This is a genomic window from Sphaerisporangium aureirubrum (assembly GCF_042658925.1).
Taxonomy (GTDB): domain Bacteria; phylum Actinomycetota; class Actinomycetes; order Streptosporangiales; family Streptosporangiaceae; genus Sphaerisporangium; species Sphaerisporangium aureirubrum.
Window position 1 is genome coordinate 19,890 of record NZ_JBHSRF010000044.1, and the last position, 20,862, is coordinate 40,751.

Consider the following 20,862-nt stretch of genomic DNA (forward strand, 5'->3'; position numbering starts at 1 on the left):
GCGTCATGAGGCCTTCACGTAACGGCTCGGCGGCCGTTCCAGGCCGAGGCGGCCGCGCAGGTCGGCCGTCTCGTACGCCCGGCGGAAGGCGCCCCTGGCCTGCAACTCGGGTACCAGGCCGCGGGTGACGGCCGACAGGTCGTGCGGCAGCGTGCCCGGCCGCAGCCGGAAGCCGTCGAGGCCGGACTCCCGCCAGTCGAGCAGCAGGTCGGCGAGCCGCTGCGGCGTGCCCTCGAAAATGTGCGCGTCGGAGACGAACTCGGCCCCGTCCAGCTCGTCCAGCCGCGCCTTGCGGCCGGCGCCGCCGAGGAACACCACCAGGTCGGCGAACACCTTCAGCGGCGGCCCCGTGCGTCCGGCCGTTGCCTCCGCCGCGCGCACCTCGCCGACGACGGTGGCCGCGTCCCGCCTGTCGCGGGGGGTGACGTACACGACGTCGGAGGTGCGGGCCGCGAAGTCGTACGGGAGGGCGTCGTGCGCGAGCGCGGTGACGAGCGGCTGGCCTTGCGGGGAGCGGGGGGTGATGGACGGCCCCTTGACGCCGAACCACTCGCCCTGGAAGTCGATGTAGTGCAGCTTGCCCCGATCCACGAAGCGGCCGGTCGTCGCGTCGCGGATCTCGGCGTCGTCCTCCCAGCTGTCCCACAACCGGCGCACCACCTCCACGAAGTCGGCGCCCTCGCCGAAGAGGCGCTCGACATGGCGCGTTACGGCCGGGTCGGCGAGGTCGAGCCGGGGGAAGGCGCGGCGGCCGAAGTGCGCCGCCTCGTCCGGCCGCGCCGACAGCCGGGGCCGCCAGCCCGCCCGTCCCCGGCTCACGTGGTCGAGGGAGGCGATGCCGATGGCGACGTGGAACGGCTCGGTGTGGGTGACGCTCGTGGTGGGCACCAGGCCGATCCTGCTGGTCAGCGGCGCGATGGCCGAGGCCAGCAGCACCGCGTCCAGACGTCCCCTGACCTGGTCGCGGCGCCCGTCGAGGGCGTCCGGCCGCGAGGACTGCAGGCCGAGCGAGTCCTCGAACGTCACCCAGTCGAGCAGGCCGCGCTCGGCCTCCAGCACGAGCTCCGCCCAGTAGCCGGCGGTGAACAGCCGGTCGGGGTTAGCGCCCTCGGCGCGCCACGCGGCGGGGTGCCAGCCGCCGCCGTCCAGGGCGACGGCCAGGTGCAGCGTCATGACGCCTCCTTCGTGGGGGGTCGGAGACCCAGGTGGTCGCGCAGGGTGGTGCCGGTGTAGTCGGCGCGGAACACGCCCTTCTCCTGCAGCAGGGGGACCACCTTGTCCACCAGCTCGTCCAGGCCGCCGGGCGTCAGATGCGGCACGAAGATGAAGCCGTCGGCGGCGCCGGTCCGCACGAAGGCGTGCATCTGCTCGGCGACCGACGCGGCGGTGCCGATGAAGGTCTGCCGCGCCGACATCTCGATGACGAGCTCGCGGATGGTGAGGTTCTTCTCGTGCGCGACCGCCCGCCACTTGGCGGCGACCGCGGCCCGGTCGCCGCGGAACTGCGCGCGGCCCTTGGACACCCCCTCGCCGGCTTCGGGCTCCACGTCGGGGAGCGGGCCGTCGGGGTCGTACGCCGACATGTCCCGGCCGAAGACGCCCTCGAGGAACACGATGGCGTTCTGCGGGCTCACCTGGGCGCGCCGGATCTCCGTGGCGCGCTCGGCCGCGTCGGCCTCGGTGTCGCCGAGGACGTACGTGACCGCGGGGAGGATCTTCAGGTCCTCCGGCCGCCTGCCGTACGCGGCGAGCCTGCGTTTGACGTCGCGGTAGAAGGCGCGGCCCTCCTCGGGGTGGCCGTACCTGCTGAAGATGACGTCGGCGGACCGTGCGGCGAACTCACGGCCCTCGTCGGAGTCCCCGGCCTGGATGATCACCGGGTGTCCCTGCGGGCCGCGCGGCGTGCCGAACAGGCCGTGGATGTCGAAGTGCTTCCCGGTGTGCCGGAACGGGGTGACGCCGTCCTCGCGCAGGAACTCCCCGGTGGCCGGGTCCGCGGCCACCGCGTCGTCCGTCCAGGAGTCCCACAGCTCCCGCGCGGTCTGCAGGAACTCGGCGGCCCGCGTGTAGCGGTCGGCCTCGGCGAGGTAGCCGCCGCGCCGGAAGTTCTCACCGGTGAACGCGTCCCAGCTGGTCACGACGTTCCACGCGGCCCGGCCCCCGCTGAGGTGGTCGAGCGTCGCGAGGCGCCGTGCCACCTCGTACGGCTCGTTGAAGGTGGAGTTGACCGTCGCGGCCAGCCCGAGGCGGGTGGTGACGGCGGACAGCGCGGCCAGCACGGTGAGCGATTCGGGCCGGCCCATGACGTCCAGGTCGTGGATGTGGCCCTTCATCTCGCGCAGCCGCAGGCCCTCGGCGAGGAAGAAGAAGTCGAATTTTCCGCGTTCGGCCGTTTCGGCGAGGTGCCGGAAGGAGTCGAAGTCGATCTGGCTGCCGGAGCGGGGGTCGGACCAGACGGTGGTGTTGTTGACCCCGGGGAAGTGCGCGGCGAGGTGGATCTGCGTGCTCAAGAGGCCTCCCAGTAAAACCCACTTACATAGTAGGAAATGTGGGTTTTCTGGTCAACATCAGGCGGCCGGGACCCGGGGAGGGTGAGGGATGTGTCGCCCGCGCGGGCACACGTCCCGGGGTCCGCCGCGGCGGACCCCGGGACGCCGCTCGGTCAGACGACGGACCTCGGCACCACGAGCAGGGTGACGGATCCGGCGGGGAAGGTGCGGGTGAACGTGCCGCCGGTGGCGATGGGCTGGTCGGCGGCGCGGACGATGGCGGACGGGGAGGCCGCCGAGTACTGGTAGGCGGCGGCGGTGCCGCGGCGGGCGCCGGCGATGCTCACCGGGCTGGTCAGGTCGGTGGCGCTCTTGTTGACGACCATCAGGGTCAGCGCGCCGTCGCGGGTGCGGCGGGCGCCGTACACCGCGAGGGCGCCCTGGTCGGCGCTGGCCGAGCTGACCGAGACGTCGCCGAAGCGGGAGCCCGCGCCGTCGTAGTTGAGGTACATGCGGAACGCGTACGCCCCGGGCTGGGCCGCCGACGGCGGGGACCACAGGGTGGCCAGGTCCAGGCCCTCGCGGCCGAAGATGCCGAGGATGTCGGCCTGGGTGAGCGCGCCGTTCATGGAGTCGAGGGCGCCCCAGTTGTACTCGGTGATCGCCGTCTTGGTGCCGGGGTACTGCGCGGTGATCAGATCCTTCATCCGGGGGATCAGCCGGACCTGGGTGCCGATCCAGCTCTCGTCGGTGTAGGCCGGGTCCCACAGCGCGCGGGTGGAGCGCAGGCGCAGCGCGTTGGTCGCCGGGTCGTTGCCGTTGCCGAACGCGACGCCCGGGGCCTGCGGGTAGAAGTGCATGTCGAAGTAGTCCAGGATGCGCTTGCGGTAGGTGTCCTGGTACTTCTTCATCTCGCGCAGGTACCACGCGGTGAACGGCAGGCCGTCGCGCGCGGCCCGGTCCGGCGGGTCGCCCCAGCAGCCGGTGCGCGAGCAGGTCTCCTGGTCCAGGCCGGAGTAGTCCCACGACGTCCAGCCCCAGCCGACCGGGCCGAGGGTCTGGGCGCCCGGGTCGGCGGTCTTCACCGCGGCGGCGATCTTGTACGCCTGGTCGCGCAGCTCGGCGGCGCTCGCGCCGAGGGGGTGCACGTCGCGGTGGGTGGAGTGCCAGATGTCCGGCTCGTTGTCCAGGTTGTAGAACTTCACCCCGCCGCGCGCGGCCGTGCCGTACGTGCGGGTGAGGTGACGCAGCCAGTCCTTGATGTACTGCGGGCCCACCTCGACGCTGGTGTCGTGCGGGTCGTTGCCCGTGATGTTGGTGCCGTCCGGCTTGACGCCGTTGCCGCAGTCGGGGCGCCACTCGTCGGTGCGCTGCTGCGGGCCGTACTTGGTGACCGAGAAGCCGCAGGAGCCGTCCCTCGCCTTCGGCGCCCAGCCGATCAGCGGCACGGTGAGGATCGAGCTGGTCCCCGTGCGCCGGTCCTGGTCGACGAACTCGTCCGTCGACGATCCCTTCGGGAGGTTCTCCGGATGGTCGTTCTCCTCGGAGATGTTCTCGAAGAACCAGTCGGACGCGCGGTTCGTGGTGTCGTAGAGATAGTGGTACCGCGTCGTCGCGTTCCCGCCCCACCGCCGCACCGGCAGCCGCAGCTCGGCCGCCAGTCCTTCGTCGGTGAAGTTCATCCCGTAGATGTACGGGCTGATCGGATGCCTTCCGGCGGCCGGATCGACGGTGAGCCGCGGCCCCGTGTCCGCTTGCGCCGGCCCCGTCATCGGCACCGCCGCCGCGGCGAGCAACGCCGACATCACCGTGACCTTGAGCAGTCTGCTACGCATGCCCAACCTCCCTCGACGACCCGGCCCACGGTGCCCGCCCCCGTCCCGCCCGGCAACCGCCGCCACCGCCCTGCCGTCGTGACCTGTCAGGACGCCGCCGGGCGCATGCAACTTTCACCGGGTCGCGGACGGATGAAGACCTTTTGCTCAGTGGTGGTGAGCGTGCACGACGGCGTGCCCCTTCCCCCGCCCGATGATCCACTTGTTGACGGGCGTGGTGACGAGGAAGGCGATCAGCAGGGACACCGCCAGGGACCCCCAGAACAACAGGGTGGTCAGCCCGGCGTCCATGGCCCCCGGGATGACCAGCATGATCCCGTTGTCGATGATCTCCATGACGGCGATCGAGACGGTGTCCGCCGCGAGGGCCAGCTTGATCGCGTCACCCCAGCTCACCCCCGCCCGCCGCAACGGCAGCAACGTGAGCAGATACCCGAAGAAGAAGGCCAGCACCACGGCCGCGACGACGGTCGCCGGATCGGACCACCCGAACGCGGTCCCGATCACCATCCCCAGGATCTCCCCGATGGCACACCCGGTGAGACAGTGCAGCGTGGCGGACAACGCCATCCGCCAGCTCGCCCCACCGGTGGCGCGAGCTCCATGTGCCGGCTGAGCGGGCTCAGACATCGGCTCTCCCTTCCGTCAGGAGGCGTAGCGCCTCCTCTTCCACGTGTACGGCCTGGGCCACCTGGTCCGCCAGTGACGCCAGCAGGTCGGCGCGGCCCGCCGGGCCCAGGGGGTCGGTGTCGCCGTACTCCTTCGTCAGGGCGGCCGACCCGTCTCGCAGCTCGCGCAGGCGGGGGGTGGCGCGGGCGCCTTCGGTGAGCAGGAGTTCCTGCGACTCGGTGATCAGCTCGTGGTAGGGGGCGAACTCCGGGGGGAGGGCGTCGGACGCGATCTTCGACCAGATTCGCCCTGCTTCCCGGTAGAGGGCGGCGGCCTCGCTCGCCGCCGGGCCGTCCAGCAGGGGTGCGGCCTCGTCGAGGAAGTCCGCGTACAGGGGGCGCATCGCGCCGGGGGCGCCGTATTCGATCTCCAGGCAGTCGTGCAGGCGGGTCATGGCGGTGAAGAACGCCCGCGGGTTCGCGAAGCGGCGGGACCAGCCCTGGCGGCCCTTGGTGTCGGCCAGCTGGGCGCGCAGCTTGCGCATGCCGCTCAGGCCGAAGTTGACGTCGAACGAGTTGCCGAGGACGGGGCCGGTCATCTTCGCCACCGTCTCCGCGACGGCGTCGCGTGCGGCCCGCCGGGGGTCGCCGTCCGCGCCCGGTCCGGTGACGTGGATCATGTGGTGCCTGGCCTTGGGGAGGGCGGACCAGGCGGTCATCAGGTCCGCGATCGGGAGCTCGTGCGGCTCGGCGCACTGGTCGTCCAGGAGGACCGTGTCGCCGTCGATCCCGGCCACGCCGGCCTCCAGCGGGTCGGGGAACGGGTACCCGGGACGCCAGGGGAGCGCGTAGCGGTTCACCCGGCAGACGGCGGCGCGGCCGGAGGCCAGGGTGGCGCGCAGCGTGGCCTCGGCTCTGGCGGCGGACGAGGTGCGCGACGCCTCGTACGGGATCCCGGCCCTGGCCAGCGCCTTGGGGATCATGGGGTCGGGGTGGGCCTGGGTGACGAGGGTCGTCATCGGGTCGTGGCCGCGGTACTCGAACACGGCGTACATGAACCCGATCCCGCCGCCGAGGCCGGCCAGCGCGGCCTCGGTGTACGGCCGCCCGGTGGCGGGCGAGACGACCCCCGCCTGCGCCAGGACGTGGGCCAGCAGGGCGGAGTCGTGGTGGACGCCGCCACCGAACCTGGTGTACCCGGGCAGCGCCGCCGGGCAGGGCCGCGGCTCACGGGCCCCCGCCACGTGGCGCAGCGCCGTGGAGTACGACTCGCCGGTTCTGGCCATCCGCGCCCGGACGAGCCTCTTCAGATGCTTGCGCTCGGTCATGTGTCGATCCCTCGGGGCGGCGGCCACGCACACCCCACGCGCCGTGCGAGCCCCGCCGTAGGGAACGGTCACCCGACCTGCCCGCGGCTTCGGTGCCCGAGGACATCGATCCCCTCTGCCTCCGCGTCGCCGCGTGGCGTGGGCACGCGATCAGGAGGTCCGGCGCGGGACGGCGCCATCGGCCACGATAGGTGCTTCGCGTGTTCTGTGACAATGGCCGGGACCGGCGGCCCGAGATCAGGAGGACCCTCATGTGGGACGAAGCGGAGCTCAAGCACCTGCGGCGGTGCGTCGCCCTGGCGGCCGAGGCGCTGGAGGCGGGCGACGAGCCGTTCGGCTCGGTACTGGTGGGCGGCGACGGAACCGTGCTGGCCGAGGACCGCAACCGTGAGACCACCGGCGCCGACCAGACCCTCCACCCCGAGTTCGCCCTGGCCCGCTGGGCCGCCACCCACCTGACCCGTGAGGAACGCGCCGCCGCCACCGTCTACACCAGCGGCGAGCACTGCCCCATGTGCGCCGCCGCCCACGGCTGGGTGGGCCTCGGCCGCATCGTCTACGTCGCCTCCTCCACCCAGCTCGTCGAATGGCTCACCGCGCTCGGCCTCCCGCCGTCCCCGGTGGCCGCGATCCCCGCCGGGCGGATCGCCCTTCGCGTGAAGGTCGAGGGCCCGGTCGACGACCTCACCGAGGACATCCGGGCCCTGCACGTCCGGTACCACGGGTGAGCCGAGGCGGCCGGCGGCGCCGGTCAGGCGAACGTCAGGGCCCAGGCCGCGCAGGCGAAGGCGGCGGTGTGACCGGAGGTGCGGACCAGGTTGAAGGTGACCCATCTGGGCTCGAACCCGCGGCGGACGGCGGCGAGGTCGGGGATGTGCTCCGGGTCGCCCGCCTGGTCGAGGCGGTTGTTCAGGGGGACGTTGGCCGCCATGGTGACGAGGAACGACACGACGTAGAGGATCAGGGCGGCGATGAGCCAGGGCAGGGCGGGGTCGTCCACGGACATGATCACCACGGCGATGAGCAGGGGGATCGATCCGACGAAGGGGAGCATGAACACGGGGTTGATGATCGCCCGGTTGATGTTCTGCATCGTCTCCACCAGGACGCGGTCGGAGGAAAGGGCGAGCCCTGGCATCACGGAGAAGGAGTAGGCGAAGAACAGCCCCGCCATCAGGCCGGTGGTGAGGACCGTGGCCAGCAGCAGGGCGGTGTGGAGGGGGCTCAAGGGGGTCACTCCCGGTCGTGGGGCCTGGTGTCCGTAACCCCTCAACGATCATGCAACGACGGGTGGGAGGGCAAGTCCCCACGGTGGAAGGATCGCCGACCCCGAGGTGCACGGCGGGAGATCGGCAGGGTCGCGTCCGCCACCGCGTTCACCCGCGCCGCCGGGATCGAGGGCTAGAAAGCCGTGTCCGCCGCCGAGTTCACCCGCGCGGCCCGCGAGTTCCACGAGGGGTACGCCGCCACCGCGGACCCGGACCTGCTGGAGCGGGCCATCGAGCTCCACCGCCGCGCCGCCGAGGCCGCCGCCCCCGGCGACCCCCTGCTGCCCCGCTACCTGTCCAACCTCGCGGTCGCCCTGTCCGACCGCTACGACCTCACCAGTGCCCTCGCCGACCTGACGGACGCCATCGAGACCGCGGAGGCGGCCCTGCGCGGCACCCCCGAGGGGGCGCCGGAGAGGGGCACCCGGCTCGGGAACCTCGGCGTCTTCCTGTCCGACCGGTACGACCGGCTGGGCGACCTGGACGACCTGGACACCGCGCTGGACCTGCTCACCGAGGCCGCGGGGGAGGGCGACCCCTGGTCGGCGGACACCGCCCGCGCGCACTCCAACCTGTCGATGCTCTGGCTCGACCGCTACGAGCGCACCCGGCGCCCGGCCGAGCTGGACGCCAGCGTGCTGGCGGCCGAGGCGGCGGTGCAGGCCACCCCGTCCGGCTCCGCCGACCTGCCGGGGTACCTGAACAACCTCGGCAACGCCCACCGGATGCGGTACGAGCGCACCGCCGAGGACGGCGTCGCGGGCGCCGGCGCGCAGGGGCGGTTCGCCATCGAGGTGGCGGACCTGCTCGTCGCGGTCGAGGCGTACCGCCGCGCGGTGGAGCTGTGCCCGGCCGGGTCGCCGTACCGGCCGAAGTTCCTCACCAACCTCGGCAACGTCCTGCTGGACCGGTGGGCCGTGCTCCAGGACGGGGACGACTTCACCGAGTCGGTGGCGGTGCTCACCGCGGCCGTCGAGGCGACCCCCGCGGGCTCGCCCGACCTCACCGGGCGGCTGAACAACCTCGCGGTGACGTTGCAGCACGGCGAGCCCGCCCATCATCCCCGGGCTGCCGGGCTGTTCCGCACCTGTTGCGAGCACGGCCTGGAGGCGGGGGTGGAGGGGGCGCTGATGGCGGCGGAGAACTGGGGGAGGTGGGCGCTGGAGCGGCGGGCCTTCGCCGAGGCGAGCGAGGCGTACGGCTTCGCCTGGCGGGCCGCCGACCGCCTCTACCGCACGCAGGCCGGCCGCTCGTACAAGCAGACCTGGCTGCTCAGCTTCACCGGGCTGTCCGCGGGCGCCGCCCTGGCCGCCGCCCGCTCCGGCGACGTCCCGTCCGCCGCGCTCGCCCTGGAGCGCGGCCGCGCGATGCTCCTGGCCGAGGCCCTGGAACGCGACCGCGCCGAGCTGGACGATCTCGCCGCCCACCGCCCGGACCTGTCCCGCCGCTACCTCGCCGCCGCCGAGCATGTTCGATCCCTCGACGCCCGGGGTATTACCTATTGACTAAGTAGGAATTATTGGTAAAGGGTGGGAAAGGTCCACGCAGAAGGGAGATCGCATGAGCGTCACCGATGAGCTGCTGGCCAACGCCGAGCGCTACGCCGCGTCCTTCGACAAGGGGGAGCTGCCGTTGCCACCCGCCAAGGGCGTCGCCGTCGTGGCGTGCATGGACGCCCGGCTGAACGTCTACGGGGTGCTCGGCCTCAGCGAGGGCGACGCCCACGTCATCCGCAACGCCGGGGGCGTGGTGACGGCCGACGAACGGCGCAGTCTCGTCATCAGCCAGCGGCTGCTGGGCACCAGCGAGATCATCCTGATCCACCACACCGACTGCGGCATGCTGACCTTCACCGACGACGGGTTCAAGGAGAGCATCCACGACGAGCTCGGCATCAAGCCCGACTGGTCCGCCGAGGCGTTCGCCGACCTGGAGGAGGACGTCCTGCAGTCGATCGCCCGCATCAAGGCCGACCCGTTCATCCCGCGCAAGGACTCGATCCGCGGCTTCGTCTACGAGGTCGAGACGGGACGGCTCCGCGAGGTCAAGGCGTAGGAATCGGCGGATCGCCCAGGCGGGCCAGCACACGGCTCGCCTCGGGCACGCCGAGGCGCTGGTAGGCGGCCAGCGCCGCCCGCCAGTGCTCCCGCGCCTGGGCGGCGCGGCCGATGCCGGACAGGACGTGCGCGATGCCGTCCAGCGCCCGGGCGTGCTCGTACCGGTCGCCCGTCCGCTCGGCGAGCGCCAGCGCGGCCCGGTGGCGGGCCAGCGCCGAGTCGGGCTGGCCCATGAGGCCCAGCGTCTCACCTAGGGTGTTGAGCGTCTCCAGCTCCAGGTTGCGGTCACTCGTCTCACGGCTGATGGCCAGCGCGCGGTGCAGGTGGTCCAGGGCCTCCGGGTACCGGCCGAGCCGCCGGTACACCGCGCCCATCGTGCCGATCGCGCTGCCCTCGCCGCCCGGGTCGCCGCCCGCGCGGCAGTCGGTGAGCGCCTGGTCCAGGTGGGTGAGCGCCTCGGCGTGCCTGCCGAGCAGGCTGTACAGCGCGCCGAGGTTGCCCAGCGCGTAGCCGCGCAGCCGCAGGTCGCCGAGGTCGGCGAACACCGCGGCGGCCCGCAGCTGATGCTCGGCCGCCTCCTCGTACCGCCCGACCCTGCGGCACATGGCGCCGATGTTGACCAGCTGTGCGCCCTGCCCGTGCCGGTTGCCGGTCCGCTCGTAGATGGCCAGCGCCGCGCGCAGCACCCCCAGGGCCTCGTCCAGGTCGCCGAGCCGCTCGTGCACCAGCCCGAGGCGGCCGAGCACCCGGGCCTCGCCCTCCGCGTCGCCCTCCCGCCGCGCGCTCGCCAGGGACTGCTCGAACCGGGCCCGCGCCTCGCGGTGGTCGCCCAGCCACCAGTGGATGCCGCCGAGGTTAGTCAGCACCCCCGACAGGCCGTGGCCGGTGGCGAGGGCGGCCTCCACGGCGGCGCCGTGCAGCGTCAGCGCCTCCTGGTAGTGGCAGCCCACCTCCAGGTGCCGCCACAGGACGCGGGACAGGTCGACGGCGTACCGCGCCAGGCCGTGCCTGGCCGCGTCGACGGCGACCGCGACCAGCGCGGGCCGTTCCCGGTCCAGCCAGCGCGCCGCCTGGCCGGGCTCGCCGACCGCCGGCGCCGGGGTCCGCGGCGGCGGCGTCTCCGGACGGCCGCGCTCGTACGGGAACAGCGTGTCCATCGCCCGCGCGGCCGTGCTCAGGTAGTGGTCGTACAGCCGGGTCAGCGCCGCCTGCCCGTCGGTCGCGCGCTCCACCGCGAACGCCCGCAGCAGGTCGTGCATGGTGTACCTGCCGGGGCCCGCCTGCTCGATCAGGTGGCCGCGGGCCAGCTCGTCCAGCAGCGCCGCCGCCCGCCCCGTCCCCGTGCCGGTCAGCGCGGCGGCGGTGTACATGTCGAACTCCCGGCCCGGGTGCAGCCCGAGCAGGTCGAACGCGCGGGCGGCGGCACCCGGCAGGTGGCGGTGGGACCAGGAGAACACCGACCGCACGGCGGTGCGCGGGTCCCCGGCGGCGTCCAGCAGGTCCAGGCGGCGCTGCTCGTCGCGCAGCTCGGCGACCAGCTCCGCCAGCGGCGCCATCGGCCGCGAGGTGGCCAGCTCGGCGGCGATCCGCAGGGCCAGCGGCAGCCGCGCGCAGTGCTCGGCCAGCGCGGCGGCGGCGTCCGGCTCGGCGCCGGCCCGTGGCCCGATGAGGGTGCTCAGCAGGCCGGCCGCCTCGCCGGGGGTGAGGGTGTCCAGGTCGATCCGCCGGGCGCCCTCCCGCGCCACCAGCCCGGTGAGCGCGTCACGGCTGGTCACCACGACGAGGCACGACGGCATCCCGGGCAGCAGCGGGCGCACGTGGTCGGCGCCGTACGCGTTGTCCAGCACCACCAGCATGCGCCGCCCCGCGAGCAGCGTGCGGTAGCGGGCCGCTCGCTCGCCGGGGTCCTCGGGGATGTCGGCGGGTTCCACGCCGAGGGCGCGCAGGAACCCCGCCAGCGCGTCGGCGGCCGTCACGGGCCTGCCGGGGTCGTAGCCGCGCAGGTCCAGGTAGAGCTGGCCGTCGGGGAACCGCTTGGCCACCCGGTGCGCCCAGTGCACCGCCAGGGCCGTCTTGCCGACCCCCGCGGTGCCCGCCACCGCGGAGATCACCACCGCGGGACGCCGTTCGCCCGCGGCCAGCATGGCGTCCAGGACGGCGAGCTGCGCGGCGCGGCCGGTGAAGCCGAACACGTCCAGCGGGAGCTGCCGGGGTACCGGCCGCTCGACCGGCGCCGAGCCGCGCCGGTTCTCCTCCACCTGGTCGCGGGCGGTGGCCAGCGCGCCCTGCTCGGCGGGGCTCGCGCCGAGCAGGCCGATCAGTACGTCGAACCGGTCGGTGGGCGGGAGGATGCGGCCGGAGAGGTACTCCCCGATGATGCCGTGCGACCAGCCGGTGGCGGCGGCCAGCTCGCGGTAGGTGAGCTCGGGGCCGCCCTGACCGCGGGCATGGCGGCGGCGCAGCCCGCGCAGGATCCGGCCGAGGTCCGCCACGGTGCGGACCTCGGCGACGCGCCACGCCGCCACGTCAGGAGAGGGCTCGGCAGGCCCGAGGGGATGACCGTCGATGGGGGAAGATAACCACGCCGGACGGCCCGCGCGCGAGTGGCGGGCCGTCCGTGTCGTGACGCGTGGCCCGCGCGGGAGACGGCGCGGGCCGGTCGCGTCACGACGTGCAGGGCACCCCTTCGAACGTGAATCCGCTCGGTGGGGTGAACGGGCGGGCCGACCCGGAGAAGCCCACGGTGAACTGTCCGCCCGGCTGGATCACGTTGGTGTACGAGACCGGGGTGAGGGTCGCGGCGTCCCCGGTGCGGGTCAGCACGCCGTTGAAGACGCCGGCGGCGGCCGCCGCGGCCGGCAGGGTGAAGCGGACGGTCCAGCCGACGATCGGCGCCGTGGTGGTGTTGACGATGGTGACGTTCGCCGTGAAGCCGGGGTTGTAGGGGATCACCTGGGTCCGGCAGGACGGGGTGGCCGTCGCGGGCAGCGTCGTCAGCACGCCCGTCGCCGACCGGGCCGACTCGTTCCCCCGGGCGTCGAAGGCGATCACCGCGTAGCTGTACGAGGTGCCGGGGGACAGCCCGTACACCGACTGGAAGCGGCCGCCCGGCCCGACGGTGCGGAAGTTCGTCCAGACGCCGTCCACCAGCTGCTGCAGGTGGTACCCGGTGACCTGCACGTTGTCGGTGGACTCCGGCCAGAAGATGTCGGCCGCCGTGGTGGTGACGGTGCTGAACGTCGGCATGGCCGGCGTCGACGGCGGGACGGTGTCCGGCCCGGGCAGGGTGGTGAACGACACCGGAGCGGAACGCGCGCTGGTGGTGTACCCGAGCCCCGACACCGGGATCGAGTACACCCGGAAGGTGTAGGTCGTCCCCGGGGTGAGCCCGGTGAGCGCCAGCTGCCCGAACAGCCCTCTGGCGTACTCCCGCCACCCCGCGCCGACCTTGCGTTCCACCACGTCCTGCGCCGACGCGCCGTCGCGCAGCCACCACAGGTCGGCGCTGGTGTCCGCGACGTGCACCGCCTGCACGTTGGTCGGCGCCGGCAACGGCGTCGCCGCGTGCGCGGCCAGGGGTGAGCCTCCGAGGGCCGCGGCGACCAGAGCGGCCCCGACGAGGAGCCGTAGGATCAGTTTTCGCTTCACGTCCTTTGAACCTTTCACAAGTGGGCCAGGCACCCGCCATCCGTACGGCCGGTCACGAATGGCCCGGAAACGGCGCCCCCGCCCACGCCAAGACCTTCCGCGCGCCGGTCTGCCCACATGGTCGGAATCCCGGGGCCCCGTCGTCGTCGATCCTGGACACGGCTGGACAGCGGCCCCTCGCGCTCTAGGCCAGCAGGGTGCCGAAGGCGACGGTGAAGAAGGTGTCGAAGGCCTCGGAGGAGCGGTCGGCGCGGGCGCGGAGCAGCGTGCCCTCCCAGGCGCTGAGCAGGAAGGCGGCGACCTGCTCCGGGTCCAGGCCCGACGGGAGCGCCCCTGCCTGCCGGGCCTCGGCCAGCGTGGCGGCGATCGCGGCGGACCACCGGGCGAAGGCGTCGTGGACGGCGCCGCGGACGGGGCCGCTGTGGTCGGCGACCTCGGCGCCGAAGTTGCCGAACATGCAGCCGCGGGTGTACCCGCGCCGGACCGTCTCGTCGCGGAGGAGCTCGAAGTGGGCGCGCAGGCGGGGGAGCGGGGCGACGCTCCGGTCGGCCAGGTCCCCCAGGCGCACGTTGGCGCCGTAGCGCTCCAGGGCCACGACGGCCAGGGACTCCTTGCTGTCGAAGTGGTTGTAGAAGGAGCCCTTCGGGACCCCGGCGGCGACGGTGATGTCCTTCACGCCGGCCGCGTTGTAGCCCCGCGTGTGGAACTGCTCCAGCGCCGCCTCGACGATCTCTTCGCGCATGCTCACCCTGGCCATGCGGATGAATATGGCCGGTCGTCTTGAATTCGGCAAATCGGCCGCGGAACCCGCGCGGTGCCGCCGGTGCGCCGGGGATGTGAGGGTTGGCCAGGTGGAGGGCCGGATCGTACGGCATCATCGCGGGGCAGGGACGACGGCCTAGTGAGGTGAGGACGATGGGCACGGAGATCGACACGTCGCCGGGAGCGGCGGAGCTGCGGGAGATCGTGGCGGGGGTGTACGCGTGGGTGCAGCCCGACGGGTCGTGGTGGATCAACAACGCGGGGGCCGTCGCCGGGGACGACGGGGTCGTGCTGGTGGACACCTGCGCCACCGAGCGGCGCACCCGGCTGTTCCTGGACGCGGTGGCCACGGCCACCGGCGGCGCCACGCTGAGGATGGCGGTCAACACCCACCAGCACGGCGACCACACCTACGGCAACAGCCTGCTGCCCGCGCGCACGGTGCTCATCGCGCACGAGGCCACCCGGGCGGCGCAGCTGGCGGACACCGTCATCGACGGCTGCCCGCCGTTCTGGGCGCCGGTGCCGGACTGGGGGGCGGTGACGCGCCGGGTGGCCGACGTGGTGCTGCGCACCGACCTGACCCTGCACGCCGGCGGGCGGCGCGTCGACCTGGTGCACCCCGGCTTCGCGGCCCACACCGCCGGTGACGTCGTGGCGTGGCTGCCCGAGGAGCAGGTGCTGTTCACCGGGGATCTGCTGTTCCACGGGCTGACGCCGCTGGTGTTCATGGGATCGGTCGAGGGCGCGCTCCGCTCACTGGACTGGCTCGCCACCTTCGGGGCGGCGCACGTCGTCCCCGGCCACGGGGCGCCGGCCGGAGGCGACGCGCTGCCCGGCGTGCTGGCCGAGCACGAGCGCTACTACCGTTTCGTCACGGAGACGGCGCGGGAGGGCCTGCGCGACGGCATCGGCCCGCTGGACGCCGCCCGGCGCGCCGACCTCGGGGAGTTCGCGGCCTGGGCCGACGCCGAGCGCCTGGTCCTCAACCTGCACCGCGCCTACGCCGACGCCGGGGACGGCGAGCTCGACATGCTTGCCGCGTTCTCCGACACCCTCACCTGGCGCGGCGGCCCGATGCCGACGTCCGTCTGACCAAGAGAGCGGGGCCGGGCGGAGGCGTCCTTGGGTGGGTTGACCTCTTGGCTGCTCACCGCCTATTGTGAACCACATGGTTCAGTCTTTGCTCGATCGTACGTTCGCCGCCCTGTCCGATCCGACGCGGCGGGAGATCCTCGTGCGGCTCGGCGGCGGGCCGGCCTCCGTCAGCGAGCTGGCCGAGCCGTTCGGCATGACCCTGACCGGCCTCAAGAAGCACATCCAGGTGCTGGAGGAGGCCAGCCTGGTCACCACCGAGAAGGTCGGGCGGGTGCGCACGTGCCGCCTCGGCCCCGGCCACCTGGAGGACGCCGTGCAGTGGATCGACACCTATCGCCGCCAGTGGGAGCGCAGGCTCGACGGCCTGGAGGCCTACCTGGACCGCAAGAAGGGAAACAGGCAGTGAGTCACGACCTGAGCGTGGAGCGCGTGTTCAACCATTCCCCCGAGGACGTCTTCGACGCCTTCACCGACGCCGAGGCCCAGAAGATCTGGTTCACCCTCGGCCCGGACGGCCTCGACGGGAGCTTCGTCGAGGCCGAGTGCGACCCGCGGGTGGGCGGGGAATGGATCCTCGCCTGGGGCGACCGCGACGCGCCGTTCCGCGAGCGCAACGTCTTCCAGATCGTCGACCGGCCGCGCAGGCTGGTGCTCAGCTCCACCGGGTGGAGCCCCGACGGCGACCGGATGGACACCACGGTCGAGGTGCTCTTCGAGGACCTCGACGGCAAGACCCGCATGATCGTCAACCAGAGCGGCTTCCGCACCGCCGAGGAGAGCGAGTTCTTCGCGCAGTCCGCCTGGAGCGGCGCCTTCGACCGCATCGAGCTCTACCTGGACCTCCCAGAGGAGGCACGCGCCCACTGACCCCGGGCGCGCGCTCAGCCGGGCTCGGCGCGCGGGCCGAGGTCCCACAGGCGCAGGCGTTCGTCGTTGCCCCCGGCGAGCAGCACGGTGCGGTCGCCGGACCGGCCGAGGGCCAGGCGGACGTACGCCGGGCCGGTGTCGATGGGGCCGCCGAGCTGTACGGACCGGGTCAGGTCCCAGACCCGCACGGTGCCGTCCCCCGCCATGGTCACGGCGATCGGCCGGTCGCCGACCTTCCCGGCCAGGATCTGCAGGGCGCCCTTGCGGAGGCCCGTCAGCGGGGGCGCGACCTCCTTGCCGGTGCGCGCATCCCAGATGTGCACCGACGTCCCCCGCCCCGAAAGGATCACCGGGGCGCAGCGCAGGCGCGCGGCGGTGAAGGCGGTGCTGTCGGAGGCGACGCGCCGCACTCTGCGCAGGAGCCGTCCGGTGGACAGGTCCGACACCCGGGTCGTACGTCCCACCACCACCAGCGCGGGCCGTCCGTCGAGGTCGGTCATGAGGTACCGGCCGGGCTGGCGCTCGTTCAGCTTCACCGGGACGCCGATCTCGGCGCGGGTGGCCAGATCCACCACCCGGGTCCGGCCGCCCGCCTCGCCCAGCAGCAGCATGCGGTCGCCGGACGTCACCACCTGGGCCGTCTCGGCCGCCGGGATCGGCGCGCCGATCTGGGCGTGGGAGTCCAGGTCCCAGATCCGCAGCTCGCCGCCGCGGGTGACGACGACGGGCCGGCCGCCGAGGCGTCCCGTGGTGACCAGGTGGATCGGGCCGGTGGGGTCGGTCATCGGCGCGCCGTCGCGGCGGCGTGAGTTCAGGTCCCAGACGACGGCCCGGCCGTCGTAGCCGCCGGTGACCGCGAGGGGCGTGCCGTTCCGGTCGGTGGTGTCGATCGCGTCGATCCAGTCGGTGTGGCCGGCCGGTTCGGTCTCGGCCACCAGCTTGGCGGTGTCCAGGTCCCACAGCCGCAGGACGTTGTCGCCGCCGCCGGTCAGCGCGTAGGAATGCCCGTCCACGTTCCCGGTGGCCAGCGACATCCTGCGGAAGGTGCTTCGTCCGACGTCCCGCTTCGGCAGGTCGCCCGGCATCGTCGCGACCGGGCGGCGGGTGACCGGGTCCCACAGGGTGAGCGCGCCCGCGGTGGACGGGTCGGCGTCCTCCTCGGCGGGGTCGTGGCCGAGGGTGAGGAGCGCGACCCCGCGCCTCGTCAGGACCTTGCGCACCGTCGCGAAGTCACCGCCGATGCCCTCGGCCATGGCTCCCGTGCGCAGGTCGAAGAAGCGCAGCGGGTCCGGGCCGGGCTCGTTCTCGTCCCCGCCGTCGTCGTTGACCACCGCGGTGGGCCGCCCGCGGACGTTCAGCACGACCACCCCGTTGACGCCGTTGTCCTCACCGAGGTAGATCCGCGGCCGCACCCGGCGGCCGGTGCGTACATCGGTCAGCACGATCTCGTCCCCGGCGGTCACCCGCACCGGGCCGCCGTACAGCTTGGCGACGGGGTCGAAGTTCTCACGGATGGAGAGCTCGGCCCCCTGGAAGATCATCGTCTTGAGCTCGGCGGGGGAGTTGTGCACGACGATCGGCTTCCCCAGCGGCGCGAGCGTGGGCAGGGACCAGACCCGTATCGTCCCCTCCTGCCCCACGCTGACGGCCACCGCCCGCTGGTCGAGCCATCCGATCGCCACCGCCGTGACGTTCGTATGCCCGTCCCCCACGTTCCGCCCCGCCCCGAACGCCGCCGGCGGCGGCGTGCCCGGCCGTTCCTCGCAGAGCCGCGGCACCGGCGGCGGCTGAGCAACCGAGCGACCAGGCGAGAGCAACACGAACAGGCACCCCACGACAAGCAACAGCCTGACCGACCCCAAACGCAAAACGTCCAAGCCCAAAACGTTAGCGCCCCACCCCACACACCCGACAGATCCCGCTCACCCACCCGCCATCTGACGGTCAGCGCCCCTGACCGTCGTCTGGTGGTCGGCGTTCCTGACCGTCGTCTGGTGGTCGGCGTTCCTGACCGTCGTCTGGCGGTCGGCGTTCCTGACCGTCGTCTGGTGGTCGGCGACTCTTATCGTCGTCTGGCGGTCGGCGTTCCTGACCGTCGTCTGGTGGTCGGCGACCCTTACCGCCATCTGGCGGTCAGCGATCCTCACCGTCATGGGGTGGCTGGTGGATCAAGCCGTGGAGGTGCATGTCGTGCCAGCCGTCGGCGTGCCGCAGGGAACTGCGCAGAAGACCCTCGGTGGCGAAGCCGCTGCGGACGGCCACCCGGCAGGACGCGGGGTTGGCCGTCGAGTGACGCAGTTCCAGCCGGTGCAGCCCCAGGTCGTCGAAGGCCCACCGGGCCAACTCGGTGACGGCACGCACCGCGACCCCCCGTCCCCGGGCGGCCGGCAGCACCCAGTACGCGACCTCCCCCAGCCCGAGCCCCAGCTCGACGGTCCGCAACGCCACCCGCCCGAGCACCTCCCGCCCCGCGGTGACCGCCCACGACGCCCCGCTCTCCAACTGCCACCGCACCTGCCACGTGGTGATCAGCCGAGCCGCCTGCTCCTCACTGATCTCCCCCTCCAAATTCCACAATTGGATCGCCGGATCCATGAACGCCACCCGCAGCACCCCGACATCCCCCACCGCCCAAGGCCGCAACACCAGCTCTCCGGCCCTCAACTCAGGCTGTGAAAAATCCCGCATGGCCCCAGCAGCAACAATCGGCGGAATAGCGGTATACACCCCCCAAGTATCCCGCCCACCCCACCCCCACCAGTCCACCCCACCCACCAATCTGGACAGAACCCCCCAATCGAGCTCCTCACTGATCGGACCCACAGATCGGACCCCACCGATCCGGGTCTCACCGATCCGCCTCACTGATCCGGCCCCCAGCGATCCGGGCCCACCCGCGCCCCCTGCTCCCCGTCGTCCCCTTTGGCTGGAGTGAACCGGCGCCGCGACGGCGGGACGTTGTACGGCGAAGTCGGCGCCGTCGTACGGTGGGCAACCCCCGCCGTGTGTGCGGCATCGGTGAAATGGTCCTTGCGGAGGGCGCGCTTCGCGCGGAAAGCGCAAGGGCTGTTCTCCTGCGGGGGACACCCCCGCACCCCCGATCCTGCCGGGCTCATGGCGTTCCGCCGCGATGCGTTCCGTTGGACCGGTGTCCCGCCGTATGGCGGCGCCGTGTTCGCCGTACCTCGTCCCGCCGCTTCGGCGCCGGTAGGACGGACTCCGACGAAGCGATGGGGCTCTGGTGAGGCGACGGGACGCTGGCGAGGCGACGGGACGCTGGTGAGGCGACGGGACGCTGGCGTCGCCGTACGACGACGGCGTTCCCGTCTCCCAAATCCACGCCCCATCACATACCAGGAGTGTTGAGACAAATACTGGAACCCGCCCGATGTCACGGCGTCACCGTTGTAGCGACGTCAACAGACGTCAGGAGATCAACGACGTCGAACCCTTCTCCGGCTGAGGCGGATGGACCCACCCGTCGTCGATTCCCACCGTGTCGACCACAGCCCACCCGGTTCTCGGCGTATTCATCAACGCACGTCGACGCCCCCCGCGGGGGGCTACTCCCCAGCGGGGGTCCGTGTCCTCACCGGTCGGGTCCGCGTTCTCACCGGTCGGGTGCGTGTCCTTACCGGTGGAGCGTGTCCTCACCGGTCAAGTCCGTGTCCTTACCGCTCGGGTCCGTGTCGTCACCGGTCAGACCGTCCGTGTTCTCACCGGTCGGGGCGTGTTCTCACCGGTCGGGGCGTGTTCTCACCGGTCGGGGCGTGTTCTCACTGCTCGGGTCCGTGTCGTCACCGGTCAGACCGTCCGTGTTCTCACTGGTCGGGGCGTGTTCTCACCGGTCGGGGCGTGTTCTCACTGGTCGGGTCCGTGTCCCTTACCGCTCGGGTCCGTGCCTCACCGGTCGGGAGTGTGTCCTCACCGGTTGGGTCCGTGTCCTCACCGGTTGGGTCTGTGTCCCTTACCGCTCAGGTCCGTGTCGTCACCGGTCAAGGCCGCACGCGGGTCGCCGGTCAGGGCCGTCCGGCCACGACCGGCGGCCCGCGTGTGGCATGGCGAATCCGGCTCGGCCGGAGTCCCACCACCCCGTGGGGGACATGTTCCGTGTCTTGGGCTCGAACCACTTGGGGGCGTGATACGTGATGGAGGCATGAGGTTGCGTGCTGTCACGTTGGTGTTGATCGTTGTTGCTGCTCTGGTGGGGCTGCCGGGGGCGGCGTGTGCGTGTTCCTGTGTTCAGTTGAAGCCTAAGGATCAGGTGCGGGGGGCGGCTGCGGTCTTCACGGGGACGGTGGTGGGGGCTCGGGAGGTCGAGGGGGGGCCTGCGGGGACGACGCCGCCGATCGTTTACACGTTCAGGGTCGATCAGGTCTACAAGGGGAAGGCGCGGCCGGAGTTCCAGGTCGCCACCAACCGTGACAGCGCGGCTTGTGGGTTCGGGTTCGAGAGTGGGACGCGGTATCTGGTGTTCGCCGCGTCGGGGCCTTCGGGACTGCTCGCGGTGGATCCGGGGGTGCCGCTGACCACCTCCTTGTGCGCGGGCAACCAGCAGGTCCGGCCGGGGACGGCGAGGCTGCGGGCGGCGGACGGCGTCCCGGAGGCGCTGCCGGCCGATCTGCTCACAGCCCTCGGCACCGCGGAGAGGCCGCCGGGGGAGCCGGCGCCGCCGAGTTCCCCGGTGCCGGGGGAGCCGTCCGCGAGCCCGCCTCCGCCGGCGCCGGCCGAGCCGTCCGCGAGCCCCCCGCCGTCGGGGCCGGCGGAGCCGGTTCCGAGTGCGCCGCCGAGCCCGGCGGCGCCGTCCATCTCGCCGTCCCCGGTCTCCGGCAGCGGCCCGGCGCCGGTGTGGGTCTTCCCGGCCGTGGCGGTCGCGGCCATCGTCCTCGCCTCGGGCGGGTG

The 20,862-nt window shown here is 72.8% G+C and carries 19 protein-coding genes; 6 read left to right on the top strand and 13 right to left on the bottom strand.

What is annotated here, in order from left to right; genetic code table 11:
* Positions 1-3: 3 nt before the first annotated feature.
* The 5 genes from ACFP1K_RS25385 to ACFP1K_RS25405 form a co-directional block, all read right to left on the bottom strand.
* The gene (locus ACFP1K_RS25385; RefSeq protein WP_380757651.1) at positions 4-1,173 is read right to left on the bottom strand and encodes an LLM class flavin-dependent oxidoreductase; all 1,170 of its coding nucleotides are present in this window, start codon (positions 1,171-1,173) and stop codon (positions 4-6) included.
* Entirely contained in the window at positions 1,170-2,510 is a 1,341-nt protein-coding gene (locus ACFP1K_RS25390; RefSeq protein WP_380757653.1) for an NtaA/DmoA family FMN-dependent monooxygenase, read from the bottom strand. Before ACFP1K_RS25390 ends, ACFP1K_RS25385 begins: the two co-directional genes overlap by 4 nt.
* A 152-nt stretch (positions 2,511-2,662) precedes the next feature.
* Complete coding sequence (locus tag ACFP1K_RS25395) at positions 2,663-4,324, bottom strand: glycoside hydrolase family 44 protein (RefSeq protein WP_380757656.1); 1,662 nt, start codon at positions 4,322-4,324, stop codon at positions 2,663-2,665.
* A gap of 147 nt (positions 4,325-4,471) precedes the next feature.
* Positions 4,472-4,954 carry a DUF4396 domain-containing protein gene (locus tag ACFP1K_RS25400; protein WP_380757658.1) on the bottom strand — a complete coding sequence of 161 codons (483 nt, stop codon included), beginning with the start codon at positions 4,952-4,954 and terminating at the stop codon, positions 4,472-4,474.
* Entirely contained in the window at positions 4,947-6,260 is a 1,314-nt protein-coding gene (locus ACFP1K_RS25405; RefSeq protein WP_380757660.1) for a DUF4872 domain-containing protein, read from the bottom strand. Before ACFP1K_RS25405 ends, ACFP1K_RS25400 begins: the two co-directional genes overlap by 8 nt.
* Before the next feature lie 251 nt (positions 6,261-6,511).
* Between ACFP1K_RS25405 and ACFP1K_RS25410 the strand changes: the two genes are divergently transcribed.
* On the top strand, positions 6,512-6,988 hold the full coding sequence (locus ACFP1K_RS25410) for a nucleoside deaminase (RefSeq protein ID WP_380757662.1): 477 nt from the start codon (positions 6,512-6,514) through the stop codon (positions 6,986-6,988).
* A 23-nt stretch (positions 6,989-7,011) separates the two neighbouring features.
* On the opposite strand, the gene ACFP1K_RS25415 is transcribed toward ACFP1K_RS25410, so the two are convergent.
* The gene (locus ACFP1K_RS25415; protein ID WP_380757664.1) at positions 7,012-7,488 is read right to left on the bottom strand and encodes an anthrone oxygenase family protein; all 477 of its coding nucleotides are present in this window, start codon (positions 7,486-7,488) and stop codon (positions 7,012-7,014) included.
* Between the two features lie 183 nt (positions 7,489-7,671).
* Between ACFP1K_RS25415 and ACFP1K_RS25420 the strand changes: the two genes are divergently transcribed.
* Positions 7,672-9,033, top strand: a complete 1,362-nt coding sequence (locus ACFP1K_RS25420; protein ID WP_380757667.1) for a tetratricopeptide repeat protein — start codon at positions 7,672-7,674, stop codon at positions 9,031-9,033.
* Positions 9,034-9,088: 55 nt separating this feature from the next.
* On the top strand, positions 9,089-9,583 hold the full coding sequence (locus tag ACFP1K_RS25425; RefSeq protein ID WP_380757669.1) for a beta-class carbonic anhydrase: 495 nt from the start codon (positions 9,089-9,091) through the stop codon (positions 9,581-9,583).
* Here the strand turns inward: ACFP1K_RS25425 and ACFP1K_RS25430 are convergent.
* From ACFP1K_RS25430 to ACFP1K_RS25440, 3 genes are all read right to left on the bottom strand, one after another.
* On the bottom strand, positions 9,573-12,110 hold the full coding sequence (locus ACFP1K_RS25430; RefSeq protein ID WP_380757671.1) for an ATP-binding protein: 2,538 nt from the start codon (positions 12,108-12,110) through the stop codon (positions 9,573-9,575). The genes ACFP1K_RS25425 and ACFP1K_RS25430 overlap by 11 nt on opposite strands.
* Before the next feature lie 139 nt (positions 12,111-12,249).
* Complete coding sequence (locus ACFP1K_RS25435) at positions 12,250-13,233, bottom strand: cellulose binding domain-containing protein (protein ID WP_380757673.1); 984 nt, start codon at positions 13,231-13,233, stop codon at positions 12,250-12,252.
* A gap of 184 nt (positions 13,234-13,417) precedes the next feature.
* A complete protein-coding gene (locus ACFP1K_RS25440; protein ID WP_380757675.1) occupies positions 13,418-13,990 on the bottom strand; it encodes a TetR/AcrR family transcriptional regulator in 573 nt (190 codons plus the stop codon).
* A 158-nt stretch (positions 13,991-14,148) separates the two neighbouring features.
* Here ACFP1K_RS25440 and ACFP1K_RS25445 point away from each other — a divergent pair, with 158 nt between their 5' ends.
* The 3 genes from ACFP1K_RS25445 (at position 14,149) to ACFP1K_RS25455 (ending at position 15,960) form a co-directional block, all read left to right on the top strand.
* The gene (locus tag ACFP1K_RS25445; RefSeq protein WP_380757676.1) at positions 14,149-15,090 is read left to right on the top strand and encodes an MBL fold metallo-hydrolase; all 942 of its coding nucleotides are present in this window, start codon (positions 14,149-14,151) and stop codon (positions 15,088-15,090) included.
* Between the two features lie 76 nt (positions 15,091-15,166).
* Positions 15,167-15,499: an ArsR/SmtB family transcription factor gene (locus ACFP1K_RS25450; RefSeq protein WP_380757678.1), complete on the top strand. Its 333-nt coding sequence runs from the start codon at positions 15,167-15,169 to the stop codon at positions 15,497-15,499.
* On the top strand, positions 15,496-15,960 hold the full coding sequence (locus ACFP1K_RS25455; protein WP_380757681.1) for an SRPBCC family protein: 465 nt from the start codon (positions 15,496-15,498) through the stop codon (positions 15,958-15,960). The genes ACFP1K_RS25450 and ACFP1K_RS25455 overlap by 4 nt, the downstream gene beginning before the upstream one ends.
* 14 nt (positions 15,961-15,974) lie before the next feature.
* Here ACFP1K_RS25455 and ACFP1K_RS25460 read toward each other — a convergent pair whose 3' ends face one another.
* From ACFP1K_RS25460 to ACFP1K_RS25475, 4 genes are all read right to left on the bottom strand, one after another.
* On the bottom strand, positions 15,975-17,642 hold the full coding sequence (locus ACFP1K_RS25460) for a WD40 repeat domain-containing protein (RefSeq protein WP_380757683.1): 1,668 nt from the start codon (positions 17,640-17,642) through the stop codon (positions 15,975-15,977).
* Positions 17,643-17,882: 240 nt separating this feature from the next.
* Positions 17,883-18,113, bottom strand: coding sequence for a hypothetical protein (locus ACFP1K_RS25465; protein WP_380757685.1), 231 nt, complete (start codon positions 18,111-18,113; stop codon positions 17,883-17,885).
* Complete coding sequence (locus tag ACFP1K_RS25470; protein ID WP_380757687.1) at positions 18,094-18,606, bottom strand: GNAT family N-acetyltransferase; 513 nt, start codon at positions 18,604-18,606, stop codon at positions 18,094-18,096. Before ACFP1K_RS25470 ends, ACFP1K_RS25465 begins: the two co-directional genes overlap by 20 nt.
* Positions 18,607-20,337: 1,731 nt before the next feature.
* Positions 20,338-20,841 carry a hypothetical protein gene (locus tag ACFP1K_RS25475; protein WP_380757689.1) on the bottom strand — a complete coding sequence of 168 codons (504 nt, stop codon included), beginning with the start codon at positions 20,839-20,841 and terminating at the stop codon, positions 20,338-20,340.
* Between the last annotated feature and the right edge of the window lie 21 nt (positions 20,842-20,862).